This is a genomic window from Flavobacterium ammonificans (assembly GCF_020885975.1).
Taxonomy (GTDB): Bacteria; Bacteroidota; Bacteroidia; order Flavobacteriales; family Flavobacteriaceae; genus Flavobacterium; species Flavobacterium ammonificans.
The window spans coordinates 175,339-193,594 of the sequence record NZ_AP025183.1 but is presented as its reverse complement, the minus strand read 5'-3'; the positions used below and the strand labels follow the sequence as shown (position 1 = coordinate 193,594).

Annotated in this window: 16 protein-coding genes and 2 tRNA genes; 11 read left to right on the top strand and 7 right to left on the bottom strand. The window is 34.6% G+C overall.

Annotated elements, in window-relative coordinates:
• Nucleotides 1-63 precede the first annotated feature (63 nt).
• Complete coding sequence (gene serB / locus LPC23_RS00905; protein WP_229330343.1) at nucleotides 64-1,299, top strand: phosphoserine phosphatase SerB; 1,236 nt, start codon at nucleotides 64-66, stop codon at nucleotides 1,297-1,299.
• Nucleotides 1,300-1,358: 59 nt separating this feature from the next.
• Here the strand turns inward: serB and LPC23_RS00900 are convergent, their stop codons facing one another.
• Complete coding sequence (locus LPC23_RS00900) at nucleotides 1,359-2,870, bottom strand: GH3 auxin-responsive promoter family protein (RefSeq protein ID WP_229330341.1); 1,512 nt, start codon at nucleotides 2,868-2,870, stop codon at nucleotides 1,359-1,361.
• Between the two features lie 197 nt (nucleotides 2,871-3,067).
• Between LPC23_RS00900 and LPC23_RS00895 the strand changes: the two genes are divergently transcribed.
• Nucleotides 3,068-3,862, top strand: coding sequence for a DUF2797 domain-containing protein (locus LPC23_RS00895; RefSeq protein WP_229330339.1), 795 nt, complete (start codon nucleotides 3,068-3,070; stop codon nucleotides 3,860-3,862).
• 42 nt (nucleotides 3,863-3,904) lie between these two features.
• Here LPC23_RS00895 and sppA read toward each other — a convergent pair whose 3' ends face one another.
• Nucleotides 3,905-5,665 (bottom strand): signal peptide peptidase SppA, encoded by a 1,761-nt coding sequence (gene sppA, locus LPC23_RS00890; RefSeq protein WP_229330337.1) that lies wholly within the window; start codon nucleotides 5,663-5,665, stop codon nucleotides 3,905-3,907.
• A gap of 123 nt (nucleotides 5,666-5,788) precedes the next feature.
• Between sppA and folK the strand changes: the two genes are divergently transcribed.
• Nucleotides 5,789-6,928 (top strand): 2-amino-4-hydroxy-6-hydroxymethyldihydropteridine diphosphokinase, encoded by a 1,140-nt coding sequence (folK, locus tag LPC23_RS00885; RefSeq protein ID WP_229330335.1) that lies wholly within the window; start codon nucleotides 5,789-5,791, stop codon nucleotides 6,926-6,928.
• A 2-nt stretch (nucleotides 6,929-6,930) separates the two neighbouring features.
• Here the strand turns inward: folK and LPC23_RS00880 are convergent, their stop codons facing one another.
• The 3 genes from LPC23_RS00880 to LPC23_RS00870 all read right to left on the bottom strand — a co-directional run bounded on the left by LPC23_RS00880 (nucleotide 6,931) and on the right by LPC23_RS00870 (nucleotide 10,132).
• Nucleotides 6,931-9,063: a T9SS type B sorting domain-containing protein gene (locus LPC23_RS00880; RefSeq protein WP_229330333.1), complete on the bottom strand. Its 2,133-nt coding sequence runs from the start codon at nucleotides 9,061-9,063 to the stop codon at nucleotides 6,931-6,933.
• Between the two features lie 36 nt (nucleotides 9,064-9,099).
• A complete protein-coding gene (locus LPC23_RS00875; protein ID WP_229325608.1) occupies nucleotides 9,100-9,636 on the bottom strand; it encodes an RNA methyltransferase in 537 nt (178 codons plus the stop codon).
• A gap of 67 nt (nucleotides 9,637-9,703) precedes the next feature.
• Nucleotides 9,704-10,132 (bottom strand): DUF1573 domain-containing protein, encoded by a 429-nt coding sequence (locus LPC23_RS00870; RefSeq protein ID WP_229325606.1) that lies wholly within the window; start codon nucleotides 10,130-10,132, stop codon nucleotides 9,704-9,706.
• A 161-nt stretch (nucleotides 10,133-10,293) separates the two neighbouring features.
• Here LPC23_RS00870 and mutS point away from each other — a divergent pair, with 161 nt between their 5' ends.
• From mutS to LPC23_RS00850, 4 genes are all read left to right on the top strand, one after another.
• Nucleotides 10,294-12,900, top strand: coding sequence for a DNA mismatch repair protein MutS (gene mutS / locus LPC23_RS00865; protein WP_229331601.1), 2,607 nt, complete (start codon nucleotides 10,294-10,296; stop codon nucleotides 12,898-12,900).
• Between the two features lie 145 nt (nucleotides 12,901-13,045).
• Nucleotides 13,046-13,121, top strand: a tRNA-Gly gene (locus LPC23_RS00860).
• Between the two features lie 12 nt (nucleotides 13,122-13,133).
• Nucleotides 13,134-13,219, top strand: a tRNA-Leu gene (locus tag LPC23_RS00855).
• Between the two features lie 82 nt (nucleotides 13,220-13,301).
• On the top strand, nucleotides 13,302-13,649 hold the full coding sequence (locus tag LPC23_RS00850; protein WP_229325604.1) for a DUF1508 domain-containing protein: 348 nt from the start codon (nucleotides 13,302-13,304) through the stop codon (nucleotides 13,647-13,649).
• 104 nt (nucleotides 13,650-13,753) lie between these two features.
• On the opposite strand, the gene LPC23_RS00845 is transcribed toward LPC23_RS00850, so the two are convergent.
• Nucleotides 13,754-13,936, bottom strand: a complete 183-nt coding sequence (locus LPC23_RS00845) for a hypothetical protein (RefSeq protein WP_229325602.1) — start codon at nucleotides 13,934-13,936, stop codon at nucleotides 13,754-13,756.
• Nucleotides 13,937-14,107: 171 nt separating this feature from the next.
• Nucleotides 14,108-15,334: a 3-deoxy-D-manno-octulosonic acid transferase gene (locus LPC23_RS00840; protein WP_229330331.1), complete on the bottom strand. Its 1,227-nt coding sequence runs from the start codon at nucleotides 15,332-15,334 to the stop codon at nucleotides 14,108-14,110.
• A 155-nt stretch (nucleotides 15,335-15,489) separates the two neighbouring features.
• On the opposite strand from LPC23_RS00840, the gene LPC23_RS00835 reads away from it, so the two are divergent.
• The 4 genes from LPC23_RS00835 (at nucleotide 15,490) to LPC23_RS00820 (ending at nucleotide 18,249) form a co-directional block, all read left to right on the top strand.
• Nucleotides 15,490-16,623 (top strand): DegT/DnrJ/EryC1/StrS family aminotransferase, encoded by a 1,134-nt coding sequence (locus LPC23_RS00835; RefSeq protein ID WP_229330329.1) that lies wholly within the window; start codon nucleotides 15,490-15,492, stop codon nucleotides 16,621-16,623.
• Nucleotides 16,624-16,646: 23 nt separating this feature from the next.
• Nucleotides 16,647-17,660 (top strand): UDP-glucose 4-epimerase GalE, encoded by a 1,014-nt coding sequence (gene galE / locus LPC23_RS00830; RefSeq protein ID WP_229330327.1) that lies wholly within the window; start codon nucleotides 16,647-16,649, stop codon nucleotides 17,658-17,660.
• A gap of 86 nt (nucleotides 17,661-17,746) precedes the next feature.
• Complete coding sequence (locus tag LPC23_RS00825) at nucleotides 17,747-17,941, top strand: hypothetical protein (protein WP_229330325.1); 195 nt, start codon at nucleotides 17,747-17,749, stop codon at nucleotides 17,939-17,941.
• Complete coding sequence (locus LPC23_RS00820) at nucleotides 17,926-18,249, top strand: hypothetical protein (RefSeq protein ID WP_229330323.1); 324 nt, start codon at nucleotides 17,926-17,928, stop codon at nucleotides 18,247-18,249. Before LPC23_RS00825 ends, LPC23_RS00820 begins: the two co-directional genes overlap by 16 nt.
• Nucleotides 18,250-18,256 lie beyond the last annotated feature (7 nt).

The following is an 18,256-nucleotide window of genomic DNA, read 5'->3' as shown; positions in this document are numbered from 1 at the left end:
CATTATTCTTTTTTATCAGCGATAGAATGTCGATTTTTGCCTTTCTAACTAACAACACTACAAATGACCATAGAAGACAAAGAGATTATTTTGCTGAAAGTTTCGGGTCAAGATAAACCTGGAGTAACAGCGGGTTTAACTTCTATACTAGCTAATTATGATGCCGTTATTTTGGATATTGGCCAGGCCGACATTCACGATACGCTGTCTTTAGGAATTTTATTCCAAATAAAAGCGGGGTCTTCTTCAGGACCTGTACTGAAAGATTTGTTATTTAAAGGCTATGAATTAGGAATTAAAGTAAAGTTTATTCCGATTTCTATTCCTGATTACGAAAATTGGGTAAAAGCGCAAATCAAGCAACGTTATATTATCAATATTTTAGGAGAAGAGTTAACAGCTGCTCAATTGGCAGCGGTTACAAAAATCATGTCCAATCAACATTTGAACATTGATTCGATTATTCGATTAACCGGAAGAACTTCAGTAGTGGACAAAGAAGAATATCCACGTTCCTGTGTCCAATTATCGGTAACGGGTATTATTGAGGACAAAACAGCAATGACAGCAAGTTTCATGGAAATTTCCCGAACTTTAAATGTCGATATTTCGTTCCAAGAAGACAATATGTACCGCAGAAACCGCCGTTTGGTTTGTTTTGATATGGATTCTACGCTAATTCAAACCGAAGTAATTGATGAGTTGGCTGATCTAGCAGGAGTAGGAGAGCAAGTACGTGCAATTACCGAATCAGCAATGAATGGCGAAATTGACTTTAAAGAAAGTTTCAAAAAACGCATGGCTTTGTTAGAAGGTTTGAGTGAAGAAGTATTACATAATGTAGCTATCAATCTACCTATAACTAAAGGAGCACATCGTTTGATGAGAGCTTTGAAATACTATGGTTATAAAACCGCTATTTTATCAGGAGGGTTTACCTATTTTGGTGAGTATTTGCAAAAAGAGTTGGGAATTGATTATGTTCATGCCAATCAATTGGAAATCAAAGACGGAAAATTAACGGGTAAATACTTGGGTGAAATTGTCGACGGTCAAAAGAAAGCCGAATACTTACAAGCAATTGCGGATAAAGAAGGAATTCACATTAACCAAACGATTGCAGTAGGTGATGGTGCCAATGATTTGCCAATGCTAAATTTAGCAGGTTTAGGGATTGCTTTCCACGCCAAGCCTACGGTAAAAGAAAATGCTGCTAGTTCAATTTCTAGTTTAGGTTTAGATGGGGTTTTATATTTGTTAGGCTATCACGACCGACATATCGATATGATGGAGGAGTAAAAATTCTATTGATTAAAATTATAAAAGCCCAACACTAGTTGGGCTTTTATATTTATACTTTACTGCAATTCTTTCAACTGCTCCAAATACTCTCGTTGATTGGATAATCTAGGGATTTTGTGTTGACCACCTAGCTTATCTCGCTCTTTAAGCCAATCATAAAATAGATGGGGCCGAGCTAAATTAATAATCAAAGGATTTAAAGTCATGTTATTGTACCTTTTGGCTTCGTAATCAGAGTTGAGACTTTGTAAGGTATCGTCCAAAACGGTTTGAAATTGATTTATGTCTTTCGGATTCTGTTTGAACTCAATCATCCATTCGTGAGCGCCTTTTTCTTTTCCATCCATAAATATTGGAGCTACGGTATAATCCACCACTTCGGTTTGGGTAAGTTGACAAGCTTTGGCGATAGCCTGATCAGTGTTTTCTACCATAAGTTCTTCGCCAAAAACGTTGATATGATGCTTGGTTCTGCCCGAAACACGTATTCGATACGGATTTAAGGAAGTAAATCGAACAGTATCGCCAATTAAATAGCGCCATAATCCAGAATTAGTAGTAATTACGATAGCATAGTTTTTAAATAATTCTACATCAGCCAAACGGATTATTTTTTGATTGGGAGTTCCAAAAGTATCCATTGGAATGAACTCATAGAAAATCCCGTAATCAAGCATTAATAGTAAATCACTAGAATCATTCAAATCTTGTATAGCAAAGAATCCTTCGGAGGCATTGTAGATTTCGTAGTACTTAAAATCAGATTTTGGCAGTAGTTTTTGATATTGTTCGCGGTAAGGTTCAAAACTTACTCCTCCGTGAAAATAAACCTCTAAGTTTGGCCACACTTCCAATAAATTGCCTTTTCCAGTTTCTTCGAGCATTCGGTTCATTAAAACCAACATCCATGAAGGAACTCCTGCAAAGCTGGTTACATTTTCGTTTTTGGTTTCGTTGATAATAGCAGTAAGTTTGGTCTCCCATTCGCTCATCAACGAAATTTTATTACTTGGTGTACTACTAAATTCGGCCCAAATAGGCATATTTTCAATCAGAATAGCTGATAAGTCACCAAACAGCGTTTCTTTATCTTCGTATATCTGAGAGCTTCCGCCTAAGCGAAGACTTTTTCCCAAAAACAGTTCAGAATCTTCATTGTTATTCAAATACAAACACAATAAATCTTTACTTCCTTTGTAATGACAATCTTCTAAAGCATCATTACTAACAGGAATAAATTTACTTTTAGCATTGGTAGTACCACTTGATTTGGCAAACCATTTAATTTGGGCATCCCAAAAAACATTTTGTTCACCTTGGCGTGTGCGTTCAATTAAAGGTTGTAAATCTTCATAACTAGAAACAGGAACTCGTTCTGAAAATGTGGTATAGGATGTTATGGAACTAAAATCGTATTGGGCTCCAATTACTGTATTTTCTGCTCGCCGAATCAAATTCATCAGTAATTCCTCTTGCACCTCATGAGGGTACTTCAAGAAAAGCTCGATTTGGTGAATCCGTTGCTTTAGAACCCAAGAGGCAATGGAATTGATTATTGGAATGGGCATAGCGATTTATAATTTTATAATGCTGATTCTAGATTTGGTTATAGATGGACAAATACTAACTTTGCATCAATATCAAAAATAGTGTTTTTTTTCATAAAAAATAGATTCTCATCAAAATCCGATTGAGATGAGTTGTAATAAAAAAGTTATATTTCAAATCTGAATTCATAAATCGTTAATCTGAAATTTCAAACCATATGACATACGAAGGGGTTTTAACTAAAATGCAAACTGAATTTGGAGACCCAATTCAGTATTACCTTGTTTTTGAAGACAGCTTTTTGAATGTCAATCAATTATTGGGGAAACCAATGCAGATTAATTTTGTGGGTTTTCAATGTTTGAATTGCGGGAAGAAGAAAAAAATATTCCGACAAGGATTTTGTTATGATTGTTTTTATTCCAGTCCTGCTGTGGGAGATTGGATTATGAAGCCCGAATTGAGTACTGCACATCTTGGAATTGCTGATCGTGATTTAGCGTATGAAGAAAAGGTTCAATTGCAACCGCATATTGTGTATTTGGCTTTGTCAAGCGAAGTGAAAGTTGGCGTTACCCGAAAGACACAAATGCCTACACGATGGATTGACCAAGGAGCCAATCAAGCCATCTCGATTGTTGAGGTACCCAATCGTTATTTAGCAGGAATAACAGAAGTCGCTTTGAAAAATCATTATGCTGATAAAACGAATTGGCGAAAAATGCTTACTAATGACATAGAACCTGTTGATTTAATTGCAGAACGGCTGAAAGTTGAACAATTAATTCCAACCGAAGTTCAGGAGTATTTTTACAATCAGAATAATGATTTGTATGAAATGCACTATCCTGTTCTAGAATATCCTAGTAAAGTAACAAGTTTAAGTTTGGATAAAACGCCTAATTTTCAAGGAAAATTAATTGGGATCAAAGGACAATATTTACTTTTTGAAGGCGGAATAGTTTTTAATATTCGTAGTTCAGAAGGCTATGTTGTAAAAATTGAGATTTAAAAAAAGCTTCTAATCTTTTATAGTTTAGAAGCTTTTTTAAATTTATTGAATACTAATCTCAAACGGCATTCTTGCTTGTATTCCTTTGTAGTTTTGAGCTCGTTTGATTTGCTCTATCATTCGGTAATTTTCTTCGCCAATTTCCTCTTTTATAAAACGTTCTCTGGTTCTTGCAAAAGGGAAGTTTTCTAAAAACTCATCAAAATCCTTTTCAAATTCGGGATAATTTTTGGTGCTGTAATTTTTGGTTTTAGACAAGCGCGCTGCTTCTGTTATAGCGTCATCTAAACCGCCAATTTTGTCAACTAAGCCCAATTTCAAAGCCTCAGATCCCGTCCATACTCTTCCTTGTGCAATGGCATCGACTTGTGCAAAAGTCATTTTTCTTCCTTTGGCTACGTGCGATACGAATGTGGAGTACACTTTCTCTACTCCTTCTAATGTAACGGCTTTGAATTTTTCATCGATTGGTGAAAAAGGATTATAGTTTCCAGCATTTTGATGTGTATTCACTTGTTCGGAATAAATCCCCATTTTAGTGCTTAAACCGCTAAAGTTGGGTAAAATTCCAAAGACACCAATAGATCCTGTAATTGTATTATTTTCTGCAAAAATTTTGGAAGCATTACACGCTATATAATATCCGCCGGAGGCAGCATAATTACCCATCGAAACTACTACAGGTTTTACTTTTTTAGCCAATTCAATTTCTCTCCAAATTAAATCAGACGTTAACGCACTTCCACCAGGGCTATCAATTCGTAGCACAATAGCTTTCACATCTTCATTATCACGAGCTTCAATTATTGAGCGTCGCATAGATCCTTCGCCAATGACATTGACATCGCCTTCGCCACTTTCAATATCCCCTTGTGCATAGATAATGGCAATTTCATCAGAGGTATCTGTTGGAATGGATGTTGTAATGAAATTTTGTGTGTAATCTAAAATAGAAACCGATTCATAATCTTCCTTTGAATCTACTTTTAATAATTTTTTAATAGCATTGTGGTACACATCTTCATAGGCAATTATATCTACTAATTTTTGCGCTTTTGCCATTTCAGGTGTTCGAGCTAAAAGACCGTTTGCTATTTCATTGAGTTTTTGTACAGATACATTTCTGCTTTTGGCAATGTCTACCACTACTGAATTCCAAATGGAATTCAATAAAGCCGTAATTTGTTCTCTATTGGCATCACTCATTTTATTTTCAAGGAAAGGCTCTACGGCACTTTTGTATTTTCCGTGACGAATCACCTCCATTTTAACTCCTGTTTTTTCTTGAAAATCTTTAAAGAATAAGACATCTGAAGACATACCTTTGAACTCCATTTCGCCTACTGGATTGAGATAAATAGTATTGGCTACAGAGTTTAAGTAATAATCTTGTTGGGAGTACGAATTGGCATAAGCCATTACAAACTTTCCTGATTTTTTGAAGTCTTCTAAAGCATCTCTAACAGCTTTGCTTTGAGCCATTCCAAGTGAAGAATAGTTGTTCAAAATAGAGATTCCTTTAATGTTTTCATCGTTTTTTGCAGCCTTAATGGCAGCAATAACATCGGTCAAGCCAATTTGTGTTTCATTAGAAAAGGCAGTAACCCAAGGATCTGAAAACTTTCCGGCATAATCGTATTGGATTTGTGATAAATTCAATTCAATTACTGAATTCTCTTTTACTTCGACACTTTGTTCATCGCCGCCAAAAACAGCACCAATAAATAGTATTCCGAAAAAGAATAATAAGGTGAAAACAAAAATTCCAACAATAGTAGCTAATACATTTCCTAAAAATTTCATAACAATCTTTTTTTATAAGTAGTATTTGGGATTAAAATGTTACATCACTTAATTTTTTTATTGAAATTTAGTTATGAACACCTCACACAAATATAACATTCTTTTAGTTAATTTGCAGCTGTTATGAAATCACAGCATCAAGTCGTTTTATCTATTGGATCAAATTATGGGAATCGTTTTGAAAACATCGAAAGTTGTTTGCAATTGATTCATCATCAAGTTGCTACTGTTGTTAAAGTTTCGAAAGTATATGAATCGCCTTCTTGGGGATTTGAAAGCGATCCTTTTTATAATATTGCAGTCGTGGTGCATACCTACGATTCGGCCGACATTATTTTGAATAAAGTCTTAGCAATTGAAACTCAGATGGGGCGTGTTCGAAATGAAAATTCGGGATACCAATCACGTAGTATTGACATAGATATTATTGCGTTTGATAATGAAATTATTAATACGGCTCAGTTGAAAGTTCCTCATCCATTAATGCAAGAACGAATTTTTGTGTTAAAACCGATGCTCGATTTGAATTTAGAATGGATTCATCCCATCTTAAATCAAACGGTAGCCGAGTTATTATTCGCTACAGATGATAAAAGTGATTGTATTGCCGTTAAAAGTATAGCAAGTCCGTTGCAGAATATCGCCTTAGAACATTTTAATTATGTAGCTTTTGAAGGAAATATTGGCGCTGGGAAAACGACTTTGGCAACTAAAATAGCGGAAGATTTTAATGCAAAATCTGTCTTGGAACGTTTTGCAGACAATCCTTTTTTGCCTAAGTTTTACAAAGACCAAAATCGCTACGCCTTTCCGTTAGAAATGTCATTTTTAGCCGATAGGTACAAACAATTGTCAGATGACTTGTCCCAATTTGATTTATTTAAAGACTTTGTTGTTGCTGATTACCATATTTTTAAATCGTTGATTTTTGCTAAAATTACCTTGGCTGAAGATGAATACCGATTGTACAGTAATCTGTTTCATATCATTTATAAAGAAATGCCTAAGCCAGATTTGTATGTGTATTTGTATCAAAATTCAGAGCGTTTGTTGCAAAATATAAAAAAACGGGGTAGAAGTTACGAACAGGAAATCGAAGCGGACTACCTTGACAAAATTAATACAGGTTATTTGGATTACATTAAATCACAACCTGATTTGAATATTCTAATTATCGATGTTTCAGACCGAGATTTTGTTAAAAATCATGAAGATTATCTTTTCATATTAAGTGAAATTCAAAATAAGATTGAATCAAAATAGGACTATCTTTTTAATGTAAAATGACCTCTTTTTTCGGGTGAATTGGAATCACTTTTAAATACATACCAATAATCAGATGCGGGAAGTTGATGCCCATTAAAAGTGCCATCCCATCCCAAACTATTGGTTCGTAACTCTTTCAGTAATTTTCCATAGCGATCAAATATGCGAAGTTCGGCATTAGGATAAAATGACATTCCTTTTACTATCCAAAAATCATTATAGCTGTCGTTGTTAGGAGTAAAAAAGGGTGGTGCAAGTAGGATTACAAATTCTTTTGTGGCAATCCCACAGTTGTTAACTTCTCTAATTGAGGCAGTTTGTAACCCGCCAGGTGTATTTAAGAATAATGGCGAAATTTGAAAATTGATGCCATCAATGGAATATTCAAAATAGGATTGTTGGTTTTTAGGAATGATTTCAACATTGGTTTCCTCTACTTTAACAGACATTATTTCTGGAATTTCATGTTCAATGACTATAATTTTTTTTGTGCTTGTACATAAGTACGAATTCGTGATAGCCACCTCGTAGTTCCCTGAAGAGCTTATGTTTATAGTTTTTGTCGTTTCAGAGGTTGACCATAGATAAGTCATTCCATTGATTGTCGCATCTAGTGTAAGATTGCTATTTTGACAAAGAATTAAATTCTCATCCGTTACTTCAGGCACAGGATTGATAATAGTGCTAATCGCAATTCGGTTAGGACTTATACAGCTATTATTATTGGCTTCAGCATAGAAAAAAGTATTGGTTGACAGTGATGGCGTTGTAAAAGTTGTACCTGATGAAATTGAAGTTCCGCCATTAGCCTCATAGAACCAGTTGACATTGCCAATACTTGGCGTGGCTTCTAAAATAAGGGTGCCTGTTCCGCATCTAGGAACTATTGGTTTAATTGTGCTAATAGTTGGAGTAGTATTTATGGTAGCAGCTATTACCGTTCTAGTACTTGTACAACCTGAAACTTCGGCATAATAGTTTTTTGTACTTGATAAAATTGGGGTTGTAAAATTATTCCCAGAAGCAATACTAGTTCCGTCTGAAGCATCATTATACCAATAAATTGATCCAATTGAAGCGGTTGCGTTTAATGTAATTGAACCTGCATCACATCTTGATGCAGCTGTTGTAGTCAATATTTTCGCTATGGTTAAAGTAGTACTTGCGGATAATTGTAAATTGGGTTCTCCCGGCATGCCGCCATACTCCACAATATATCCTTTGGGTTGGTAATTACCACTTGTTGCACCAGTATTTGATAAATCATTCCACGAACCGGGAATACCTAATCCTGGAGCTGTTATGTGTGCATAATCTTCATCACCTGATTGGTTAGGCTCATTAGTATTCCAAAAAGCAAAATTAGGAGAATTGCCATTGGCAGTCCCATTCCAAAAAATTGTTCCTGCTTCAGGTCCAGTTACCCATTTCCAAACTCCTTCAGTTTCTTCATCTGTTCCACCAATCCATCCTGTTCCAGGAGCTTGCTTGCCTGCTAATTGCGCTTCGTCGGCAGCAGTTAAAGTGGCTAAATAGCCTTGAAGCCCATAAAATGTTTTTAAAGCTGCAGCTGCTTTTGCGTTTGTCCAAGTAATCCCTAAATTAGGAACATATTCATAATAATGTCCATTTCGGGGAAGATAATTTGCTTGACCATTCCCCAAAGAAATAGAGAAATTTCGAGTTCCAGATGGAGAAGGATTGGAATTGTAATACACAACATCTCTAATCGCTTCTTCAAAATCTGAATAATTGACTTGAGTGCCTGTTGTGGGACTTGATAGTTTTAACTTTCCTTCTAAAGCATTCCAAAAAGCTTCAATAGATGGATGTGAAGCTTTATTTGTTAACAAAAGTTGGTCATCTCCAATAACATATCCTGAAGCAATCTGGATGTAAATAGCTTCAGTGGTTAAATCCGATGGATCGTGTGAAATAGTTACTGTAGAAACTATTTTGGTTTCTGAAAGAGGACAATAAGTTAAATCTCCAGTTGCTGTAATTGAAGGGGCTGTAGTAGTTACTGATTTTTTTGTAGGTGGATCTAAAGTGAGATGTGATGAATATCCCAATTGGGTTCCAAATAATAGTAATAGTGTTAAGAAGAGTATTTTGGCATTTCTTTTCTTCATGCTATAAATATACTATTTTCGGTTGATTAGTAGGATTTATTTGGTGAAATGTAACTTCTTAAATAAATCCCAAACTACAATTCCGGCACTTACTGAAATATTCAGTGAGTGCTTAGTTCCTAATTGCGGAATTTCAATAGCTCCGTCACAAAGAGCGACGGCTTCTTGGGCTACGCCAAAAACTTCATTACCAAACACCAATGCATATTTTTGATTTTGTTCAACTTCAAAATTTTGAAGAAAAATAGCGCTTTCTACTTGTTCAATAGCGTAAGTCTGAATTTTTTCTGCTTTCAGTTTTTGAATTACTTCCAAAACATTTTCAGCCTGTTCCCATACTACAGTTTCTGTAGCACCAAGTGCGGTCTTGTGAATTTCTTTATTGGGAGGAGTTGCTGTAATTCCGCACAAATAGATTTTTTCAATCAAAAAAGCATCAGCGGTTCTGAACACTGATCCAATATTATGTAAACTGCGAATGTCATCTAAAACTAAAATCAAAGGTGTTTTTTCAGAAGCTTTGAAATCATCAATGGATTTTCTGTCGAGTTCGCTGTTTTCTAATTTTCTCATAGCAAATTAAATGTAAAAAAAAAGCTTCCGTAAAAGTAGGAAGCTTTTGAATGTATTGTAAACAAAATTAGCTTTTTGCTGTTGCGGCAACCACATTTCCTTTAATAGTCAAAACTTTAGTTGGCTGACCAGCTGCATTTGACGAAATTGTTACTGTTTTTGTAAATGGACCTACTCTGGTTGTATCGTATTTTACACCAATAGTTCCTTTTGCTCCTGGAGCAATTGGTTCTTTTGGAGTTGAAGGTACAGTACACCCACAAGAACCTTGTGCATTTGTAATCACTAATGGAGTAGTTCCATTATTTGTAAATACAAATTCACGTTTACCTTCTGCGTTTTGAGTAATTGTACCGTAATCAATCACTTCATTAGCAAAAACCATTCCTGCTCCAGTTACTTTTGCAGTTGCAGCTTTTCCTTTTTTAGATGTTTCTTGTGCGTTGGTAGCCACTGTTCCTAGAACTAATAGGGCTAAAACAAGTATTTTTTTCATAACGATTTAAGATTTAAATTTTGAAATACAAATTTATATAAATTTTCGAAAACAGCCGTGCAATTTCAACTAAAAATAGGTTTATGTCTAAGAACTGTTCTTTATTCGCTATAAAATCTATAAATTCGCTGACACATTAAGAATTGATTAATACATCTGATTTGGCAGCAAAAGAAAAAGTAGCAAAGGAAACTCCGTTAATGAAACAATACAATGAAATCAAGGCAAAATACCCTGATGCTTGCTTGTTGTTTCGTGTAGGAGATTTTTATGAAACCTTTGGTGAAGATGCAGTAAGAGCTTCTAAGATATTAGGAATTGTTTTGACAAAGAGAGGAGCGGGGTCCGAAACCGAAACTGCCTTGGCAGGATTTCCTCATCACTCTTTAAACACCTATTTGCCAAAATTAGTAAAAGCAGGTTTGCGTGTAGCTATTTGTGATCAACTCGAAGATCCTAAAATGACCAAAACCATCGTAAAACGAGGCGTAACTGAGTTAGTTACTCCCGGTGTTTCTATGAATGATGAGGTACTACAAGCTAAGCTTAATAATTTTTTAGCTTCCGTTTATTTTTCAAATAAATCAATCGGAATTTCGTTTTTAGATGTCTCTACTGGCGAATTTTTGACTGCTCAAGGGAATGCGGAATATATTGACAAACTACTTCAAAATTTTAGCCCTAGTGAAGTTCTAGTTCCAAAGAATAGCAAAAACGATTTCAAAACTGCTTTTGGAGAAGATTACCATAGTTTTTATTTAGAAGATTGGTTGTACAAAGAAGATTATGCCTTTGAGACTTTAACGAAGCATTTCCAAACGGTTTCTTTGAAAGGTTTTGGAGTTGAAGAATTAAAAGAAGGTGTCATTGCAGCAGGAGCCATCTTATATTATTTATCTGAAACACAACATAATAAAGTACAGCATATTACATCTATTCAGCGTATTGCAGAAGATGCTTACGTTTGGATGGATCGTTTTACTATTCGCAATTTAGAATTGTATCATAGTTACAATCCCAATGCGGTTACTTTGCTAGATGTTATAGACAGAACGCTTTCGCCAATGGGAGGGCGCTTGCTCAAACGTTGGTTGGCATTACCATTAAAAGATGCTACTAAAATTCAAAGTCGTCACCAAGTAGTGGCCTATTTGAAAGACAATCAAGAAATATTAAAAAAGATACAATCTCAAATCAAGCAAATTTCCGATTTGGAACGATTGATTTCGAAAATAGCCGCAGGAAAAGTATCGCCACGTGAAGTCGTATATTTAAAAGAATCCTTAGACGCTATACTTCCAATCAAAACCTTGGCTTTACAAAGTCCGCAGGAAGCGGTGAAAGTGATTGGCGATAGTTTGCATAGTTGTGATTTATTGCGCGAAAAAATTAAAACTACCCTAAATCAAGAAGCGCCTGTGGCTATAGCTAAAGGAAACGCGATTGCTGTGGGTGTGAATGCAGAATTAGACGAATTACGCGCCATTTCTACATCTGGAAAAGAGTTCTTGGAAGGAATTGAAAGAAGAGAATCGGAAAGAACAGGAATTTCGTCTTTAAAAATTTCCTTCAACAATGTTTTTGGGTATTATATTGAAGTGAGAAATACGCACAAAGATAAAGTTCCTGAAGAATGGATTCGCAAACAAACCTTGGTAAATGCAGAACGTTATATTACCGAAGAGTTAAAGGAATATGAAACGAAGATTTTAGGTGCTGAAGAGAAAATACATAAAATAGAATCGGAATTATTTGAACAATTGGTACAATGGATAAGTACGTATATCAAACCGGTTCAGATGAATGCCAATTTAATAGCGCAATTGGACTGTTTGTGTTCGTTTACTCAATTGGCTATTGAAAATAAATACGTTTGCCCTGAAATTGATGAAAGCTTTGAATTGGAAATCAAAGAAGGAAGACATCCTGTAATTGAAAAGCAATTGCCTGTTGGAACGCCCTACATTTCTAATGATGTGTTCTTGGATAGAGAAACCCAGCAACTGATTATGATTACTGGACCTAATATGTCTGGTAAATCAGCTATTTTGCGTCAAACGGCTTTAATTGTACTCTTGGCACAAATGGGAAGTTTTGTTCCTGCAGAGAGTGTTCGAATGGGAATTGTAGACAAAATTTTTACTAGAGTAGGTGCAAGTGATAATATTTCGATGGGCGAGTCGACATTTATGGTCGAAATGAATGAAACGGCTTCGATCTTAAATAATATTTCCGACCGAAGTTTGGTGCTTTTAGACGAGATTGGAAGAGGAACAAGTACTTATGATGGAATATCGATTGCTTGGGCTATTGCTGAGTTCTTACACGAGCATCCGGCACAGCCAAAAACGCTTTTTGCAACTCATTATCACGAATTAAATGAAATGAGTGAATCGTTACTGAGGATTCAGAATTACAATGTAGCTGTCAAAGAACTAAAAGATACAGTTCTTTTTGTTAGAAAGTTAGTTAAAGGAGGAAGTGCTCATAGTTTTGGAATTCACGTAGCTAAAATGGCCGGAATGCCGCAGATTGTAATTTTGAAAGCGCAAAAGCTATTAAAAAAATTAGAAAAAAATCATTCCAGTGATGCGCTCAATGGTATCAAGGAAGTTAAAGATGAAATGCAAATGAGTTTCTTCAATCTAGACGACCCGCTTTTGGAAGAAATTAAAGATGAAATTCTGAATTTAGATATCAATACCATTACACCAATGGAAGCTTTGATGAAGCTGAATGAAATAAAAAGAATGCTAAGCAAAAAATAGTTTTGATTTTAAAGTTTACGTTATCAGAAGATTACCTTTGTCGGGCTATTTTTTTATTGAAAAGGCTTGTGTAATTGAATTAATGTATTAAATTTGCATCCGCAATACAGAACAAGTATCGTGATTCTTTTATAGAATTGAAAATGCGAAAATAGCTCAGTTGGTAGAGCGCGACCTTGCCAAGGTCGAGGTCGCGGGTTCGAGCCCCGTTTTTCGCTCCAAAACCATACAATGCTCGGATGGTGAAATTGGTAGACACGCTGGACTTAAAATCCAGTGAACAGCAATGTTCGTGCGGGTTCAAGTCCCGCTCTGAGTACTAAAGCCTCTTCAATTGAAGAGGCTTTTTTTGTTTTATAAATAATAATAAATGAGCACTAATTGTTAGTGCGATCAAGAATATGGGGACTTTTGTAATTACGAAGCGATTTAACGACGAATACAAGTTTGTATTTGCTTCTAGAAAGGGCAAAACAATTTTTACTAGTTTGAGTTTTGAACTTAAATTTGAAGGAGAAGAAGCGATAGAAAAATTTAAAGCTAATACTGATTTGGCTACTTTCTTGAAATTCAGATCAACTAATGGAAGGTATTACTTTAAAGTATTGTTAGAGGGTGTTCACTTTGCAACAAGTAGAAAGTATACTACGGAACTTAGATTGGAAAAAGGAATCAATGAAATAGTCAAATATGCATCAACCTCAGAAGTGCTTGATTTTTCAGCTAATGATGTTATTTTTTCAGATTAAAATAAATAACAATGTTAAAGGAGTTGTCAATTAAGATATAGCTATAAAATAAAAAAAGCCGTTACACCAAGTGTACGGCTTATTTTTTTCTCTGTAGTAATTAATTACTTTGCAGCAGCAGCAGTATCAACAGCAGCAGTATCAACAGCAGCAGTATCAACAGCAGCAGTGTCAACAGCAACAGCAGTAGTATCAGCAGCTACTTCTTCAGCAGGAGCTTCAGCTTTTTTACAAGATACAACAGTTAAAACAGCAACAACAGCTAAACTTAAAAATACTTTTTTCATCTTAATTTATTATAAAAGGTTAATTATTAATTCGTGGCAAAGATATAAAATTTTTAATATGTAAAATATTTTTTCATTTTTTTTTTAAATAATATTTGGCAATTTTCCTTCTTTTTATCAAAAACGGGCAAAAACCAGCAAAATAACCTCAATTTAATTTAAAAAGTACAACTAAACAGCACTCATTATTTTAGCAACTGCGCCTTTGTTTTTTTGAACAAATGAAGCGCTAATTGCACCTCTTGATTTTCGAATTTCAATATCGCCAATTAATTCATTTAATAGTACTTCTAAACTATCATTATTATCTACAGAAATGCATCCTCCTAAGCGAGCTAATTCTATAGCTTCAGCAAAATGAGAATAATTGGGTCCAATCACAATTGGAATTCCAAAAGTAGCAGGTTCTAGGATGTTATGAATTCCTGGATAACCAAAACCACCGCCAACATATGCGATATCGGCGTAACTATATATTTTAGTTAATATTCCTACTGTGTCTATAATAAAAACATCATAATCGGCTAGATTTTTGTTTTCTTTTTCTGAAAATAAAATTACTTTTTTGGTACAACTATTTTTTAGTTGTTGTATTTGATCCGGTTTTATATTATGTGGAGCAATGATGAAATTAGTATCTGTAGTGTTGGAGTTAATATAATTCAGTAACAATTCCTCATCTTTGGGCCAAGTACTTCCCGCAACGAAAGTTGTTTTATTGTTTTTAAATTCAGCAATAAAATCTAATGTATTGTCTTTTTCTAAAATACTAGCTACTCTATCAAAACGAGTATCTCCCGACACAATACAATTCGATTTGCCAAGTTGGAGTAAAAGCTGTTCTGATTTTTCATTTTGTACAAAAAAATAGCTGAACGCATCCAATGCTTTTCTGTAAAAATCGCCATACCATTTAAAAAACACCTGATTTTCTCTGAAAATTCCAGAAATCAAGTAGGTTGGCGTATTTCGCTTTTTCAATTCGTTCAAATAATTCGGCCAAAACTCATATTTGATAAAGAATACCATCTCTGGATGCACTAAATCAATGAATTTAGTAGCGTTTTTTTGTGTGTCTAATGGTAAATAAACTGTAGTGTCTGCTATGGTATTATTTTTGCGGACTTCATAACCTGAAGGGGAAAAAAAACTGAGCACGATTTTATGGTTGGGGTATTTCTCTTTTATTTTTTCAATAACAGGTAATCCTTGTTCGTATTCGCCTAAGGATGCAGCGTGAAACCAAATGGTTTTGTCATTAGGTTTGATTTTGGAAATTAAAGTTGGAAATACGTCTTTTCTTCCTGCAACAAAAAGTTTGATTTTTGGCACAGAAAAAGCGATGATTTGCAATAACAACCCTGCTATTGAAACAATTATACTATAAATAAAAAGCATACCCGATATTTTGGTGCTAAAATACAGTTTCTTTATTTTATTTTGATTGGTTAGAACTCATTAAATACCTATTTTTGTTTTTCGTTTTACAAATGGACTCACTTTAATTGGAATTTTATATTATTCAATCTTTCCAATCATTAAACAAAAAGTAAATGAAAAAAATACAAATGGTTGACTTGAAAGGTCAATACGATGCAATAAAAGAAACAGTAAATACTTCCATTCAGGAAGTTTTAGATACCAATGCCTATATCAATGGACCTCAGGTGCATTCTTTCCAAAAATCATTAGAAACTTATTTAGGGGTAAAACACGTAATTCCCTGTGCTAATGGAACCGATGCTTTGCAGATTGCTATGATGGGATTGGGATTACAACCAGGTGATGAAGTAATAACGGCTGACTTTACTTTTGCAGCAACTGTTGAAGTTATTGCATTATTGCAGTTGACCCCTGTATTAGTAGATGTTGATATGTACAATATGAACATCAATATTGACAAAATTAAGAAAGCAATCACACCAAAAACAAAAGCCATTGTTCCAGTTCATTTATTTGGACGTGCGTCTAATATGGAAGCGATTATGGCATTAGCCAAAGAACATAATTTATTTGTGATTGAAGATAATGCACAAGCTATTGGAGCGAATTGTAAATTTTCAGATGGTTCCAAAAAGAAAGCAGGAACGATAGGTCATGTGGGTGCAACTTCTTTTTTTCCTTCAAAAAATTTAGGCTGTTATGGAGATGGGGGAGCAATTTTTACCAATGATGATGCTTTAGCGCATACTCTTCGCGGAATTGTCAATCACGGAATGTATGAAAGATACCATCACGATGTAGTGGGTGTAAATTCTCGTTTGGATAGTATCCAAGCTGCCGTTTTAAATGCCAAATTACCCTTATTAGACCAATACAATGCAGCCAGACAAAACGCTGCAAGAAAATATACTGCAGCATTAGAAGGGCATAAAAACATTATCGCGCCAAGTATTTGTGATATCTGTGATTGCCATGTTTTTCATCAATATACATTACGTATTATTGATGCCGATAGAAACGGTTTGATGCAACATTTGTTAGACAAAGGAATCCCGTGTGCAATTTACTACCCAATTCCATTGCACAGTCAAAAAGCCTATGCAGATGCACGCTATAAAGAGGAAGATTTCCCAGTTACGAATCAATTAGTAAAAGAAGTGATTTCGTTACCAATGCATACAGAATTAGATGATGAACAGATTAAATTCATCACGGATAGTATTTTGGAATTCTTAAATAAATAGTTGGTTCAATACCCTAAAAGCAAATGAAAATACTAGTAACAGGAGGTTTAGGATTTATAGGTTCGCATACAGTGGTAGAATTGCAAAACGAAGGTTTTGAAGTCATTATAATCGATAATTTGTCCAATACTTCATTATCTGTTTTGGACGGAATTCAAAATATTACGGGTAAAGTTCCTGTCTTTGAGCAATTGGACTTACGAGATAAAAATAAAGTACAAGATTTTTTTAAACGCCACGCTGATATTGAAGGCGTAATTCATTTTGCAGCTTCAAAAGCGGTTGGGGAAAGTGTAGGAAATCCATTGTTGTATTATGAAAATAACATTAATGTGTTAGTATATATTCTACAAGAGTTGGAGAAAAAGCCTACTGCTAATTTGATATTTAGTTCGTCTTGTACTGTTTATGGTCAAGCTCAAAAAATGCCAATTACTGAAGATTCATCGGTCCAAACTGCGATGTCTCCTTATGGTAACACGAAACAAATTGGAGAGGAAATTATCATTGATGCCGCAAAAGCGTCTAGTATTAATGCTATTTTGTTGCGTTATTTTAATCCAATTGGTGCTCACCCTTCAGCTGAAATTGGAGAGTTACCTTTGGGAGTTCCGCAAAATTTAGTACCATTTATTACGCAAACTGGAATCGGATTACGTCAAGAATTATCCGTTTATGGGGATGATTATCCAACTCCAGATGGAACTGCGATTCGCGATTATATTCACGTAGTGGATTTGGCGAAAGCCCACGTTATTGCGATGCAACGTTTATTGAGTAAGAAAAATCAAGATAAAGTAGAAACCTTTAATTTAGGAACAGGGACTGGAAGTTCGGTTTTGGAAGTGATTCATGCTTTTGAAAAAGTAAGCGGTCAAAAATTACCTTATAAAATTGTAGCACGTAGAGAAGGTGACATTACTGAGGCCTACGCCAATACTCATAAAGCCAACACCATTTTGGGATGGAAAGCCCAATCTTCTTTAGAAGAAGCAATGGCTAGCGCTTGGAAATGGGAGCAGAAAATTAGGAGTTAGATCTTTAATTTTTAATTCAAATTAATATAAGTGATCCCAAATGAGCAGTTTGGGATTTTTTGTACATTAGCTAAAAAAATAAACCCATGGATCCCAAACAACCTAAGTCTAAAATTAATAAAGTAGAGGAACCAAGTGTTTCTTATCCTATCTCACCTTTAACTCAAAAAGGAATTGATACAAAAACTTTTGATTTTCAAATAGAAATCCAATCTGGATTATCTATTGAAACTGCAAAACAAGAGTCTGTCAAGAGAATTAGGGGATGGTGGGAGAAATAAAAGTATTAATAAGTCCTGCCGTAGTTGATTATTTAGATACTTTAGTGTATCAACTATATAAAAAAGAATATTTCGGATTTTTATCTTCAGCAGAAGAATATGTTATATCGATATATGAGGCAATTAATTCCAACATTCATTTAAACAATAAATTAACCACAGAAAAATTACTTTATTTAGGAAGTAATTATATTTTTTTTAAGCCAAATAAGAGAACTACTTGGTATATTTTCTTCGAGAAAAAAGATACTACTTATTTAGTTACAGGAATTTTAAATAATTACTCTGAAGAAATTCGACATTTGTAATATGATA

Bases quoted from the DNA above. Each gene is read 5' to 3' on its own strand.
- serB (WP_229330343.1), top strand. From the start codon at position 64: ATGACCATAGAAGACAAAGAGATTATTTTGCTGAAAGTTTCGGGTCAA.
- LPC23_RS00900 (WP_229330341.1), bottom strand. From the start codon at position 2,870: ATGCCCATTCCAATAATCAATTCCATTGCCTCTTGGGTTCTAAAGCAA.
- LPC23_RS00895 (WP_229330339.1), top strand. From the start codon at position 3,068: ATGACATACGAAGGGGTTTTAACTAAAATGCAAACTGAATTTGGAGAC.
- sppA (WP_229330337.1), bottom strand. From the start codon at position 5,665: ATGAAATTTTTAGGAAATGTATTAGCTACTATTGTTGGAATTTTTGTT.
- folK (WP_229330335.1), top strand. From the start codon at position 5,789: ATGAAATCACAGCATCAAGTCGTTTTATCTATTGGATCAAATTATGGG.
- LPC23_RS00880 (WP_229330333.1), bottom strand. From the start codon at position 9,063: ATGAAGAAAAGAAATGCCAAAATACTCTTCTTAACACTATTACTATTA.
- LPC23_RS00875 (WP_229325608.1), bottom strand. From the start codon at position 9,636: ATGAGAAAATTAGAAAACAGCGAACTCGACAGAAAATCCATTGATGAT.
- LPC23_RS00870 (WP_229325606.1), bottom strand. From the start codon at position 10,132: ATGAAAAAAATACTTGTTTTAGCCCTATTAGTTCTAGGAACAGTGGCT.
- LPC23_RS00850 (WP_229325604.1), top strand. From the start codon at position 13,302: ATGGGGACTTTTGTAATTACGAAGCGATTTAACGACGAATACAAGTTT.
- LPC23_RS00845 (WP_229325602.1), bottom strand. From the start codon at position 13,936: ATGAAAAAAGTATTTTTAAGTTTAGCTGTTGTTGCTGTTTTAACTGTT.
- LPC23_RS00840 (WP_229330331.1), bottom strand. From the start codon at position 15,334: ATGCTTTTTATTTATAGTATAATTGTTTCAATAGCAGGGTTGTTATTG.
- LPC23_RS00835 (WP_229330329.1), top strand. From the start codon at position 15,490: ATGAAAAAAATACAAATGGTTGACTTGAAAGGTCAATACGATGCAATA.
- galE (WP_229330327.1), top strand. From the start codon at position 16,647: ATGAAAATACTAGTAACAGGAGGTTTAGGATTTATAGGTTCGCATACA.
- LPC23_RS00825 (WP_229330325.1), top strand. From the start codon at position 17,747: ATGGATCCCAAACAACCTAAGTCTAAAATTAATAAAGTAGAGGAACCA.
- LPC23_RS00820 (WP_229330323.1), top strand. From the start codon at position 17,926: ATGGTGGGAGAAATAAAAGTATTAATAAGTCCTGCCGTAGTTGATTAT.